This window comes from Gammaproteobacteria bacterium (genome assembly GCA_029862005.1).
In the GTDB taxonomy this organism is placed as follows: domain Bacteria; phylum Pseudomonadota; class Gammaproteobacteria.
In genome coordinates this window covers 17163-31037 of record JAOTYD010000016.1, presented here as the reverse complement: position 1 = coordinate 31037, position 13875 = coordinate 17163, and the positions used below count along the sequence as shown (strand labels likewise).

Below are 13875 nucleotides of genomic sequence, written 5' to 3'. Positions count from 1 at the left end.
GGCATGTCGACGCGCCATTTTTTAAGCTTGCTGGATTTCAGTGGCGACGAACTGCGGGCGTTAATCGCACACGCGATCGAGGTCAAGCAGAAACTGAAGCAGGGTACCCGGCATACACCGCTGAACGGAAAACTGCTGGCGATGATTTTCGAAAAATCCTCGACTCGCACCCGGGTCTCGTTTGAGGCCGGCATGTACCAGCTTGGCGGTCACGCGATCTTCATGTCACCGCGAGACAGCCACCTGGGTCGCGGAGAACCGATCGAAGACAGTGCCCGCGTCATATCGAGCATGGTCGACGGTATTCTGATTCGTACCTTTGGCCATGATCGCATCGAAAAACTGGCACAAAACTCGCGTGTACCCGTTATCAACGGTCTCAGCGACTTGTTACACCCTTGCCAGCTGTTAGCCGACATGCAAACCTGGTTCGAGCAGCGCGACGATATTGCCGGGGCCAGCGTTGCCTGGATCGGGGACGGTAATAATATGTGCCATTCCTATATCAACGCGGCGCTTAGATTCGGTTTCTCGCTCAGGATTGCCTGCCCACCGGGGCACGAGCCGGTCGATGAACTGGTGCAAAGTGGCGGTGCGTCGGTAACGCTTCATGATTCTGCCGAAGCGGCTGCCAGGGATGCTGACCTGGTCGTTACCGATGTCTGGGCCAGCATGGGCCAGGAGGAGGAACAACAGCAACGCGCCGCGACTTTCGCTGCCTACCAGGTTAATCGGTCGGTCATGGCACAGGCTGATGGAGATGCACTCTTTATGCATTGCCTGCCGGCCCACCGGGGAGAGGAAGTCACTGCCGAGGTTCTGGACAGCCCGCAATCCGTCATTTGGCAGGAAGCGGAAAATCGTCTGCATGCCCAGAAAGCACTGCTCGAATTCCTGCTCAAACCCGGATTCTAGCCGTCGAGAACTTCGAGGCGGTTGCGACCACGCTGACTGGCCAGCTTGAGCGCGGTATCAGATCTAACCAGTAATTCGCGCGCGGAAGATTCTGGTCTCACCGCCTGGCTGCCGAGCCCCACGCTCATTGTCACAAACGATTGCGTCGCAGACTTCACATGCTCGATTTTTTGCTGCGCCAGGTTTTGCATGAACTCGAGCGCTACCTGGCGAGCGTTGTCACCACTCATACCGGGCAGTAATACCGCGAATTCCGCACCGTGCAGGCGCGCTATCATTTGATCCGGCTGTAAAATCAGATTGTCCAGCATTCCCGCAACCCGGCGCAGGCACTGATCCCCTGCTTCCTGGCCATAGTGTTCATTAAATTCGTGAAAATGATCAATACTAAGTTTGATCAGTGAAACCTGTATGTTAGTACCCTGGTATTGACGCCAGACGTCTTCGAGGTAAACCCGAAAGGCACGATAATTCGACACGCCCGTGAGCTCGTCAGTGGTCGATATTTTCTCCAGTGCCTTATTTGTTTTCGAAACCGACTCGAGCAGGCGCTGTAAGTCTTCGATCAGGGTTTCATTGTCATAACGGTAATACAACGCATCATTGACCAACTCATGCATCCGCTTGACGCTCACAAATCCTGCAATCATGAAAAACAGGTACAGGGAACTGAGGACAAAGCTGCCAGTATTCATTTGCAGGAACAACCAGATGGTCACCGGCAGCATGATTGTAATCATGTAAGCGATGTATGCGCGCAAGGAGGTTGAAAGATAGGCGATGGCCCCGGCACACATCGTCAGCAACATCGCGTGCAGTATTATCTGTATGTTGGTCGTAATGTAGGGCATCAATAAGGCCGCGCCACAACCCAGCATCAAACCCGCGGCGATGACACCGATCAAAAACCAGTCGTGCCATTGCTGGTAAGGGAAATAAGCCTTATTGCGCATGCTCAAAAATTTTTGCAGCAACCACCATCTGCCCAGCATTACCAGGCACAACAGCACGAACCAGCCGATAACCCAGTGCTCTCGACCCTGAATTTCGAGTTCTATATAGGCCAGCGCCGATGCCAGCGCTGAAACAAAAAGGGTAATAAAAATACCGAAGCGAAAACGATTATAGAGAAAGGCAACAAGTTCCTGTTGCTGAAGGTGATGCGTGTTGACTGGTTTGGATTCGATGTTGATCGGGAAATCCCTTTACGGTCTTTGTTAGCTTCCGTGAATGTACTATAGTGCAGATCGAGTTTAGCGGATATCAGCAGCAATGAGCAATACGCAGGACTACGTGCAGTGGTTTCGTGGTGCCGCGCCCTACATCAAGGCGCACCGTAAAAAAACCTTCGTCATCATGGTTTCGGACGAAGTCATTTATTCAGACCGGTTTATTGGCCTGGTGCATGATATCGCCCTGCTGAATCATCTTGGTATCAAGCTGGTGATACTTCTCGGTAGCCGTAGCAGCATCGATTCACACCTCGCCAAAAACAAACTTGAATCCGGTTTCCACCACAACATCAGAATTACCGACACGGCTGTGATGCCATTTGTCATACAGGCGATTAATGAAGTCAGGACTGTATTCGAAGCCCAGTTATCGACGGGACTGCCCAATACCCCCATGTCCGGTTCGGAACTTTCGCTGGTTAGCGGCAATTTTGTTACCGGCATGCCGCTCGGGGTGATCGACGGGATTGATATGCAGCACTCCGGCAAGGTGCGCGATATCAAGCACGACGCAATTAACGAACTGCTCGCGCTCAATCACGTGGTACTGCTATCGAATCTTGGCTACTCGCGCACTGGCGAGGTTTTTAATTTACCCGCCGAGGAACTTGCCGGCGAAGTCGCGCGGGCACTTAAAGCGGACAAGCTTATTTATATTCAGCAGGATATTGCCGACGGAGAAGCACCGGCGAGCACCCTTTCCACCAGCGAATGCGATTCGATGCTGCAAGACCCCGCGACTCCGAACGAATTGAGAAGCCTGTTACGTCAGGCAATCCACGCAATCCAGGCGCAGGTTAAACGGGTACACCTGATCGATCCAGGTGTCGATGGCGGCCTGTTGCTGGAATTATTCACGCGCGATGGCTGCGGGATCATGGTAACCAACTTGTTCTACGAAGGTAGCAGGGCAGCGAGTATTGACGATGTTGGCGGAATCCTGAGCCTGATCGAGCCGCACGAATCCAGTGGTGTGCTCGTCGCCAGGTCGCGTGAACAAATTGAACTCGAAATCTCGCATTTCCAGGTCATCGAAAAAGACGGCATGATCATCGCCTGCATTGCCTGTATACCAGACAGCAGTGCGGGGATAGCTGAAATCGCCTGTCTTGCAGTTCATGAAAGCTACCAGCGTTCGGGCTTAGGTAACCAGTTGCTGCAGATTGCCGAAGACCGTGCCTCGAAATCAGGAATATCGAAACTCTACACGCTGACCACCCGTACGTCGCACTGGTTTATCGAGCATGGTTTTGTCGAATCCGGGGATTTCAAGTTACCCGAGGCCAGGCTTGCCAGATACAATCCGGAGCGGAGATCCAAGATCCTGTTGAAGTCAATCTGATGCCCTACGATCTAACTAACTACCTCGTCATCGGCGTATCATCGCGCGCCCTGTTTGACCTCAGTCTAGAGAATGAAATATATGAGAAAGAAGGTCTCGAGGCGTACTGCCGATACCAGCTGGAGCATGAAAACGACATCTTGAAACCGGGCACCGGGTTTGCGCTGATTGAAGCTATCCTGCGTATCAATGAACTCGAGGCCGGGGTTCGGCGAACCGAGGTCGTTATCATTTCGCGCAACTCGGCCGACACCAGCTTACGCATCTCCAACTCGATCGACAGTTACCGGCTCGACATTACCCGCGCCGCATTTACTGGCGGGGAACCCGTGGCCAAGTATCTCAACGCCTTTGAGGTCGATTTATTCCTGTCAGCCACCGAAGAAGACGTGCAGGCGGCAGTCGAATCCAATGTAGCTGCGGGACTGATTTATGACGGCCCGAGCCGCAATCAAACCGACCCGCTCGAGCAGATCAGGATTGCCTTCGACGGAGACGCCGTTCTGTTTTCCAAGGAATCTGAAATGATTTATCAGCAGCAGGGACTCGAGGCTTTCATTGAGCATGAAAAGTTAAATGCTGAAAAACCGCTACCAGAGGGTCCGTTCGCAAAGTTGCTGAAGACGCTGTCGTTTTTGCAGTTCGACCTGGTCAATAGTACGACCCAGAAGATCCCGCCGATTCGCACCGCCCTGGTCACGGCACGCAACAGTCCTGCCCATGAAAGGGTGATAAGAACCCTGCGTACCTGGAATGTTCGTATCGATGAAACCTTTTTCCTCGGCGGCGTACCCAAGCATAAGATTCTGGAGTCCTTTTCGCCGCACATTTTCTTCGACGATCAGCACCAGCATTGTGAAGGCGCTTCGAGAGTGGTGCCGACAGCACGCGTACCACACAAGAGCGACGAAACAAAAACGGCCTGAGTAACAGGCCGTTGTTTTAATACTGGTGATCGGATGACTGGCTAGTCGTCACGCCGCTGCTTTTCGAGCCGCTCGTGTTTTTCCTGGGCCTCGACCGTTAAGGTCGCTATGGGCCGTGCTTCAAGTCGGAACAGACCAATTTCTTCGCCGGTATCATCACAGTAGCCATAGGTGCCGTCGGCAACCCTCGAGAGCGCCAGGTCTATCTTGTTTACCAGCTTCCGATAACGATCGCGGGTACGAAGTTCCAGGGCAGCATCGGTTTCCAGCGAGGCCCGATCGTTGATATCGGGTTCCTGCCAGTTTTCCTCCTTCAAATGTGAAATCGTGTTCTCGGACTCCTGCAGCAACTCCGCACGCCAGGCCAGCAATTTCTGGCGAAAGTACTCCAGTTGCTTCGGAGACATGTATTTTTCTTTCGCAGTCGGCTTGTAGTTTTTGGATAATGTCACTTTTTTAGGTGTAACCGCTTTTTTGGGTCTTACCACTTTTTTAGGTGCTGCTGCTTTTTTGGGTGCTGCTGCTTTTCTGGATCTTGCTACTGCCATTTATGGGCGCTCCCCTGATGACCTTTAACAATAAAGGGCGGGAAGTATAGGGGCGTTTTTTCAGTTCGGCAAGTCACCTGTTAACTTTTTTTTTCAATCACCAAATATCGCCGATTGGCGGGCCAAAAGGCTGAACCGACCGGGTTTATCAACCCCTTGGGGCTCCCGAATTCCGGCCTCCGAAGGCCTGACCGGCGGGAGATTGTTCGCGGTTTGTTCTTTTAGCGCATTAATCATAGACTTAGCTATCATTACTGCAGTAAAACATCTCTTTTTCTGGTTCTATGTTCCTGATGCGCCTCGTTATCCTGTTAATCATTGTTGCCATTTTACTGTGGTTGCTGAAACGTCTTTTCAGCGCTCCGCCGGAGCCAGATCAACTGGAAGCCGGGAAACCGGAAAACATACGTCAATGCAAGTATTGCGGGGTACACGTGCCCGAGTCCTCGATTCTGCTGGTCAGGGAAAAACCTTATTGCTGTCAAGAACATGCAGACCTTGACCAGCAATAATCCGCTGGATAGCGGTTACAAGACACGCTCGACGAACTGGACTTCAGTTCGCCTGCTGAATGTCTACCGGCTGGGACTGTCCGCTATTTTTTTCGGCCAGAGCTTCGTCAGCCCTTCCCCCCTGCTCAACATCGTCAACCTGACACTCTATTCGTGGACCAGTTTCGCTTTCCTGGTGCTGGCCCTGGTGTGGATCGTTGCGGCCTGGACCGAACGACGCGGCTTCAAGCGCCAGGTATCGTTGCAGATTTATAGTGATACGGTGCTGATTATCCTGCTCATGCATGCTTGCGGAGGGATTTCCAGTGGTCTCGGTATGTTGTTGATTATTTCGGTCGCGGTCACCGGCTTACTCACCGAGCAGGCGATGGCCGTTCTGTTTGCATCGCTGGCTTCACTTGGCCTGCTGACCGAGCACGTTTACTCGGTCATTAATATACCCGGTTATACCGGAACTTCGACCCAGGTTGGCATTCTCGGCGCCAGCCTGATCGCAACCGCAATCGTTACCCATAACCTGATTTTACGGGTGCGTAGCAGTGAGCAATTGATTCAGCAACGCGAACGTGACGTCGCGTTACTGTCAGCGTTGAACCAGGAAATTATCGAAAACCTGCAGGCCGGTGTAATCGTGCTCAACCGTAACGATCAGATTCGGCACATCAACCGGGCGGCACTGGACATGTTGCACATTGCCAACAAGAGATCCATCACGATGCAAAAAGACTGTCCCACGCTGCTCGATGCACTGGAGCACTGGCGTCGAACAGCGGACCAGAAATCGACCTCCCCTGCTGCGGAAATCGGAATCGACAATATCCAGGTCAGTTTTCGCCAACTCGAGAGCGAAGGCCAACCCAATACGATGATATTCCTGAACGATGTATCGTCGATTCGGGATACCATGCAGCAGGCCAAACTCGCTTCGCTCGGCCACCTGACCGCGAGCATCGCACATGAAATCAGGAACCCGCTCGGGGCAATCTCCTACGCGGCTGAATTACTCAATGAAAGCGATGAATTTGTCGACGCGGACCAGCGCATGATCGAAATCATCAACCAGCATACGTTGCGCATTAACAATATTATTGAAGACATCCTGAAAATTTCGCGCAGCAGCCCCTCGGTGAAAGAACATATCAACCTGCACAGCTGGTTGCCGATCTTCATCGATCGCTTTTGCCAATCCGGCATGGCCGACGCGGATACCTTCAATCTCGAAATCGAAACGGCAAATCCCGTGCTGCAATTCGATTCCGGGCACCTGAGCCAGATCCTGACCAACCTTTGTACCAATGCCTGCGTGCATGGCGACGACGGCAAACCGATTACGATCCGGGTCTTCGAAACCGAGGCATATCCCTTATGTATTGAAATTGCAGACCAGGGACCGGGAATGAAAAGCGATATCCTGGACCAGATCTTCGAGCCGTTTTATACCACGAGCCACCAGGGGTCGGGGCTCGGTCTCTACATCGTCGGACAACTGTGCGAGCTCAACAATGCATTTATTTCAGCTAAGATCAATGAGCACAACGGCACCAGCTTTATCTTGCAGATGACCTCGCTCGCAACCGACCTAGACCGGCAGTCCGAATAATGACCAAGCAACGCGTCCTCATCGTCGACGATGAACCCGACATTCGTGAATTGCTCGAAATAACCCTGTTGCGCATGGGGCTCGAGACACGTAGCGCCGAGGATTACAGTAATGCCACGCGCATGCTGCATGACGAGGCCTTCGATCTTTGTCTAACCGATATGAAACTACCCGATGGTGATGGTATCGCGCTGGTCGAACACATTCAACAGCACTACCCGAATACGCCAACCGCGGTGATCACCGCTCACGGCAGTATCGATCTCGCAATCAAGGCGATGAAATGCGGCGCTTTCGATTTTGTCTCCAAACCCGTGTCGCTGGAAACGCTGCGCAAGCTGGTCGACAAGGCCCTGACGCTGCCGAGTTCACCTCTGCTTTCCAGCAGCACGTCTGATACCCGGTATCAGATCATCGGTGACTCCAGCACGATGACCGAACTCAAGCGCTCGATTGCCAAGTTCGCCCGCAGCCAGGCACCGGTATTTATCTGCGGTGATTCCGGTACCGGTAAAGAGCTGGTGGCGCGCCAGATACACCTGCAGGGCTCGCGTGCCGAAGCACCCTTCGTCGCGGTAAACTGCGGGGCGATTCCGTCTGAGCTGATGGAAAGCGAACTCTTCGGCCACCTCAAGGGAAGTTTTACCGGTGCTACCAGCGATAACGAGGGATTGTTCAAGGCGGCCGATGGTGGCACGTTGTTTCTCGATGAAATAGCGGACTTGCCGCTCGCAATGCAGGTCAAGCTGCTGCGCGTGATCCAGGAAAAATCGATCCGTGCCGTCGGCGCGCAACAGGAAGAACCGATCGACGTCAGGATTATCAGCGCCTCGCACAAAGATCTTGATGCCATGGTAGCGGATGGTTCATTCAGACAGGATCTTTACTATCGAATCAACGTTATTGGCATCATCGTGCCGACCCTGTCCGAGCGCACCGGGGATATTCCGCAACTCGCCGACTTCCTAGTGGAAAAGCACAACTATGAAAATGCGAGCAACGTAAAGATCAGCGATGATGCGTTGACCGCGTTGAGTAACTACGTGTTTCCAGGTAACGTGCGCGAGCTTGAAAATATCCTCGAACGCGCGCTTGCATTGTGCGAGAACGAACTGATCGAAACCGCCGACCTGCAGCTACCCGAGATCACTGCAGACAATGATGAAAAACAGCAAAGCCTGGGTGAAATGACGCAGAACATGGAAAAAGAACACATTATCAATGCGCTCGAGGATAATCGCTGGAACCAGTCGGCAACCGCGCGTGCACTGGGTCTCACGCTGCGCCAACTGCGCTACCGTATCGACAAGTTAAACCTGAAGGAACGCTAAATTTACCCGACGAGCGGTTGTTTTCTGACAATTAATGTAAAAACTTGACAATTTTGTCATGATTTTGCCACGTCATCGACACCAGTCTTGACGCCGAATTATCTAACGCATTGTTTTTAAAGGATTAAATTCTATCGGCAAAGTTGGCATCACGATTGCTTAGATAACACTATGAAACGGCATTTGTCGATTTCTGAATCGAATACCAAGTTTATTAGACAAGAGGAAACTCAAATGAAAAAGCAACAATCTGGTTTTACATTGATCGAACTTATGATCGTTGTCGCGATTATCGGCATCCTGGCCGCGATCGCGATCCCGCAGTATGCTGACTATACCCAGCGCACCAAGCTCTCTGGTGGCCTGGCTGGTGTTTCAACCTATAAGACAACTGTCGCGCTGTGCTTTCAGCAACTCGGCACGCTGACTGGTTGTAATGCTGGCGCTGTCGGCACCGGTATCCCTCCCGCTATCGCCGCTGTTGGCCAGGTTAACTATGTTGACGCTGCAAACGTTACTAACGGTGTGATTGCACTGACAACTTCAGCCAGACAATCTGCTGGTGCAGCAATTAGCCTTACCTTGACACCTAATATCGGTAATGCCGCTGCGATCAACTGGAACCTTACCGGTAACGGTTGTGAAGGCGATGCTGGCGCAGAAGCTGGACGCGTCCTCAACTGCACAGGTTCATAAGCTAGACCTGCTTTAGCAATACGGAAAACGGGCCTGCAAAGGCCCGTTTTTCGCTACGCTGAATAAACTAATCATTACAAAAAAATAACACGCGCAAACTCGAAATTGACTGATCTAGCGACGTGTTAACTGTTAATAAGATGCGCAACGATGTGCACGTGTTTTACACAATCGGGACATTGATCGGTGGATGAACGCCGAACCCAATGTACACAGGTGGGGTAAAGAATATGAACCAACGTCATTCAGGCTTTACCTTGATCGAATTAATGATCGTGGTCGCGATAATTGGCATTTTGGCCGCGGTCGCAATCCCGCAATATACCGACTATACCCAACGCACCAAGATTTCCGGCGCACTGACTGCAATCTCAAGCTATCGCTCCTCGATTGTAATTTGTCAACAGGAGACGGGCTCTTTTATCGCCTGTAACGCCGGCACCAACGGCATCCCGCCGGCGCCCGTAGCGGGTGACATCAACTATATCAACGCTATGGCCGTGGCTAGCGGGGTTATTACGCTGACCACCACGGCAGTACAGTCTACTTCAACCGCGATCGCAATTACCCTGACTCCCAATTCCTCTAATGCGGCTGCGATTAACTGGAATCTTACGGGTAACGGCTGTATCGGCGACGCTGCTGCCGAACTGGGTCGTGCCATAGACTGTACGGGTAGTTGATAACCGCTCAATTGCAGTCTCGAGGCGGGCCTTTCGGGCCCGTTTTTTTGTCCTTTTGAAAGTTCGTCTGACGGCCGGTCTATTGCTTATAAACTAATTGAAGCGTTTTTGATAAGCGCTTGATTCTTCGAATTTATTACAATTTCGAAAATAGGGTTGTTATACCGCCAATTCGAGCTAAAATCGTCCTAGATTCCTCAACAAACCAGCTATACTTTAGCTACTCGTCGAGGAAATAACTCCGCCAATAGAAAAATTTCGCTTATGGCCGCAACCAACATGAATCTGACCGGGATCGCGCGCAAGCTGGTGATGGATAATCACCTCGATGAAGCTGCTGCAATCGAGGCGGTTGAAAACGCGAATAAGGAAAGTATTCAACTCGGCAGCTACCTGGTGCAGAAGAATATTGTGCCGTCGAACGTTGTAGCGATGATTTCATCGCAGGAATTCGGCCTGCCCGTGTTCGATTTATCCGTCATGGATACCGAGATGGGCGCATTCAACCTGGTCGAAGAAAAACTGATCGGCAAGCTTAACGCGGTACCGTTATTCAAACGTGGCAACCGCCTGTTCATCGCAATTTCGAGCCCGACCAATACCCAGGCTCTCGACGAATTCAAATTTGCAACCGGACTCTCCACCGAACCGGTGCTGGTTCAGGAAGACCAGCTCGCCGAATTCATCGAAAAAGCAGTCAGTGCGATGGATACCGGGATGGAGGATATGCTTGACGACGATCTTGCAGATCTCGATATCGGCGCTGAGGAAGAGGAACAGCAGGCGGCCAGTGCTGTCGACGCCGAAGACGCGCCGGTTGTTAAATACGTCAACAAGATTCTGCTCGATGCGATCAACAAGGGCGCCTCGGACATACACTTCGAACCCTACGAAAAACGCTACCGCGTGCGTTATCGTATCGATGGCATTTTGTCGGAAGTCGCATCGCCACCGATCAACATCGCCGCCAAGTTAACCGCCCGTGTTAAAGTCATGTCACGCATGGATATCTCCGAGCGACGCGTACCACAGGACGGTCGTATCAAGCTCAAGCTGTCGAAGAAGCGCGCCATCGACTTTCGTGTTAACACCTGTCCGACACTGTTCGGGGAAAAAGTGGTACTGCGTATTCTTGATCCGTCAAGCGCGCAGCTCGGAATCGACGCGCTGGGATACGAACCCGAACAAAAAAAGCTTTACATGGATGCGCTGGCCAATCCCTACGGCATGATCCTGGTAACCGGCCCAACTGGTAGTGGTAAAACGGTTTCGCTATATACGGGTCTCAATATCCTCAACGAACCAGAAACCAACATATCGACCGCCGAGGATCCCGCGGAAATTAATCTCGAAGGCATCAACCAGGTCAATGTGAACGACAAGGTCGGACTGACTTTCGCCGAGGCCTTGAAAGCATTTCTGCGCCAGGACCCCGACGTCATCATGGTGGGCGAGATTCGTGACCTCGAGACGGCCGGTATCGCGATCAAGGCCGCGCAAACCGGCCACCTGGTGCTCTCCACGTTACATACCAACGATGCGCCACAGACGCTGACCCGGTTAATGAACATGGGCGTGCCCGCCTTTAACATCGCGACCTCGGTCAGCCTGATCATCGCGCAGCGTCTTGGCAGGCGCCTGTGCGGCGATTGTAAAACCGTGGATGATCTGCCCAAGGAGGTCCTGGTGAAAGAGGGTTTTACCAAGGAAGACCTTGGTGAAGATTTCAAAATCTACAAGGCCGTGGGTTGCGATAAATGCACGGGTGGCTACAAGGGCCGGGTCGGTATTTACCAGGTCATGGGAATTTCAGAGGAAATGGGGCGGCTGATCATGGGCGGCGCCAACTCGATCGACCTCGCCGATCAGGCGAGAAAAGAAGGCATCGACGATCTGCGTCGATCTGCCCTCAAAAAGGTAAAACAAGGCCTTATCAGCCTTGAAGAAGCAAACCGGGTAACAAAGGACTAAGTAATGGCAGCGAAAGCAGCAACAGCAGAAAAAGTCGAATTTACATACGAGGGCACCAATCGAGGTGGCTCGAAGGTAAAAGGCGAGATATTCGCGCTCAGCGATACCCTCGCGAAAAATGAACTGCGCAAACAGGGTATCAACCCGCTCAAGGTCAAGAAAAAGCCGAAGCCGTTATTCGGTGGTGCCGCAAAGCCCGAGCCCGCCGATATCGCCATCTTTGCCCGCCAGATTGCAACCATGATGCAGGCCGGCGTGCCGTTGGTCCAATCTTTTGAAATTATTGGGCAGGGCAATGATAAGCAATCGATGCAGAAGCTGATCCTTGCCATCAAATCCGAAGTGGAAGGCGGCGTGTCTTTGGCTGAAGCCCTTTCCAAGCATCCGCTGTATTTCGATCCACTCTTTATCAACCTGGTCAATGCCGGTGAACAATCGGGTGCGCTGGAAACCATGCTCGACAAGCTGGCGACCTACAAGGAGAAAGTCGAGGCGCTGAAGGCCAAGGTCAAAAAGGCCCTTTTCTATCCAATAGCGGTACTGATAGTAGCTTTTATCGTAACCGTAATTCTGCTGGTATTCGTGGTACCTCAGTTCGAGGAACTGTTCCAGTCATTCGGCGCTGATTTACCGGCGCTGACTAAATTTGTTATTAATTTATCCGAGTTCATGCAGCAATGGTGGTGGGTCATTGCGGGCAGTATTGCCGGTGGTGTTTACCTGTTGCTCAGGATCAAGAAGACCTCCCCCAAAATGCAGGAAGCTTTCGATCGATTCGCGTTAAAAGCCCCGGTAATTGGAGAAATCACCACCAAGTCTGCCATTGCCAGGTTTTCGCGCACGCTGGAAACCATGTCCGCAGCGGGTGTACCGCTGGTCGAAGCGATGGATTCAGTAGCAGGCGCGACCGGTAATATCATCTACCACAATGCAAGCCTGAAGATTAAGGACGAAGTTTCACAAGGCACCCAATTGCAAACCTCGATGCGCAATACCGGGCTGTTTCCAAACATGGCGATCCAGATGGTGTCTATCGGTGAAGAAGCGGGTTCGCTCGATGCGATGCTGGCTAAAGTTGCTGACTTTTACGAGACCGAGGTTGATAACGCGGTCGACGCATTAACCTCGCTGCTCGAACCCATCATCATGGCGGTGCTGGGTGTGCTCGTCGGCGGATTAATCGTCGCGATGTACCTGCCGATCTTCAAGCTGGGTTCGGTGGTTTAAGGAAAGCTGCTTGCTCGATCCGTTTACTTCGTTATTCGAACAGCAGCAGGCTCTATACCTCGGCACACTGTTTGTGTTTGGTGCCGTTGTCGGTAGTTTCCTGAACGTCGTCATTTATCGCCTGCCGGTCATGATGCAGCGCGAATGGCGCCAGGACTGTCTCGAGTTCCTGGAACAACCCGATGCGGCCGAGCCCGAGAAATTCAACCTGAGTACACCTCGTTCGCGTTGTAGTAACTGCGGACATCAAATCACCGCGCTGGAAAACATCCCGATCATCAGTTACCTTGTGCTCGGTGGCAAATGCTCGGACTGCAAGGCCGGGATCTCCCTGCAATACCCGCTGGTCGAACTGTTTACTGGCCTGTTATCGGTGGTTGTCGGCTGGCACTTCGGCGTTAGTCTGCAGGCCCTTGCAGCCCTCCTCCTGACCTGGTGCCTTATCGCGGCAAGCGGCATCGATATTGGTCATAAACTCCTGCCGGACTCGATCACGCTACCCCTGCTGTGGTTGGGTATTCTGCTTTCGCTATTCAACGTTTTTATCAGTCTCGAAACCAGCGTGATCGGGGTGATGGCCGGTTATTTGAGTTTGTGGTCTGTGTTTATGATGTTCAAATTGGTAACTGGCAAGGAAGGCATGGGGTACGGAGATTTTAAACTACTCGCCATGCTGGGTGCCTGGCTGGGATGGAAACCGCTCTTCGTCGTCATCCTGACTTCGTCGGCGGTAGGCGCCGTGGTCGGCATTACCATGATCGTATTAAAGAAAACCGAGCGCAGTACCCAGATACCGTTTGGTCCTTACCTCGCCGCGGCCGGGTGGTTGACGCTATTATGGGGTGACGAGTTGATGCTTTTCTATAACTCACTGTTTGAACTCTAGTGATAC

Annotated in this window: 11 protein-coding genes and 2 pseudogenes; 11 read left to right on the top strand and 2 right to left on the bottom strand. The window is 52.2% G+C overall.

The window, feature by feature from the left end:
- The first annotated feature begins 3 nt into the window (after positions 1-3).
- Positions 4-915 (top strand): ornithine carbamoyltransferase, encoded by a 912-nt coding sequence (argF, locus tag OES20_11420; protein ID MDH3635304.1) that lies wholly within the window; start codon positions 4-6, stop codon positions 913-915.
- Here argF and OES20_11415 read toward each other — a convergent pair.
- Entirely contained in the window at positions 912-1868 is a 957-nt protein-coding gene (locus tag OES20_11415; GenBank protein ID MDH3635303.1) for a GGDEF domain-containing protein, read from the bottom strand. The genes argF and OES20_11415 overlap by 4 nt on opposite strands.
- Before the next feature lie 319 nt (positions 1869-2187).
- Between OES20_11415 and argA the strand changes: the two genes are divergently transcribed.
- Complete coding sequence (gene argA, locus OES20_11410) at positions 2188-3489, top strand: amino-acid N-acetyltransferase (GenBank protein ID MDH3635302.1); 1302 nt, start codon at positions 2188-2190, stop codon at positions 3487-3489.
- Positions 3489-4415: a 5'-nucleotidase gene (locus tag OES20_11405; protein ID MDH3635301.1), complete on the top strand. Its 927-nt coding sequence runs from the start codon at positions 3489-3491 to the stop codon at positions 4413-4415. The genes argA and OES20_11405 overlap by 1 nt, the downstream gene beginning before the upstream one ends.
- A 41-nt stretch (positions 4416-4456) precedes the next feature.
- Here the strand turns inward: OES20_11405 and dksA are convergent, their stop codons facing one another.
- Positions 4457-4822: an RNA polymerase-binding protein DksA gene (dksA, locus tag OES20_11400; GenBank protein MDH3635300.1), complete on the bottom strand. Its 366-nt coding sequence runs from the start codon at positions 4820-4822 to the stop codon at positions 4457-4459.
- A gap of 434 nt (positions 4823-5256) precedes the next feature.
- On the opposite strand from dksA, the gene OES20_11395 reads away from it, so the two are divergent.
- The 8 genes and pseudogenes from OES20_11395 (at position 5257) to OES20_11360 (ending at position 13869) form a co-directional block, all read left to right on the top strand.
- The gene (locus tag OES20_11395) at positions 5257-5475 is read left to right on the top strand and encodes a PP0621 family protein (GenBank protein MDH3635299.1); all 219 of its coding nucleotides are present in this window, start codon (positions 5257-5259) and stop codon (positions 5473-5475) included.
- A complete protein-coding gene (locus tag OES20_11390; GenBank protein ID MDH3635298.1) occupies positions 5462-7075 on the top strand; it encodes an ATP-binding protein in 1614 nt (537 codons plus the stop codon). The genes OES20_11395 and OES20_11390 overlap by 14 nt, the downstream gene beginning before the upstream one ends.
- Entirely contained in the window at positions 7075-8406 is a 1332-nt protein-coding gene (locus tag OES20_11385; GenBank protein ID MDH3635297.1) for a sigma-54 dependent transcriptional regulator, read from the top strand. The genes OES20_11390 and OES20_11385 overlap by 1 nt, the downstream gene beginning before the upstream one ends.
- Positions 8407-8640: 234 nt before the next feature.
- Positions 8641-8775: pseudogene (locus OES20_11380) on the top strand (prepilin-type N-terminal cleavage/methylation domain-containing protein).
- Between the two features lie 557 nt (positions 8776-9332).
- A pseudogene (locus OES20_11375) lies at positions 9333-9470 on the top strand (prepilin-type N-terminal cleavage/methylation domain-containing protein).
- A gap of 579 nt (positions 9471-10049) precedes the next feature.
- Complete coding sequence (pilB, locus tag OES20_11370; protein MDH3635296.1) at positions 10050-11756, top strand: type IV-A pilus assembly ATPase PilB; 1707 nt, start codon at positions 10050-10052, stop codon at positions 11754-11756.
- Between the two features lie 3 nt (positions 11757-11759).
- Positions 11760-12983 carry a type II secretion system F family protein gene (locus tag OES20_11365; GenBank protein MDH3635295.1) on the top strand — a complete coding sequence of 408 codons (1224 nt, stop codon included), beginning with the start codon at positions 11760-11762 and terminating at the stop codon, positions 12981-12983.
- 67 nt (positions 12984-13050) lie between these two features.
- On the top strand, positions 13051-13869 hold the full coding sequence (locus OES20_11360) for an A24 family peptidase (GenBank protein ID MDH3635294.1): 819 nt from the start codon (positions 13051-13053) through the stop codon (positions 13867-13869).
- Positions 13870-13875: the final 6 nt, after the last annotated feature.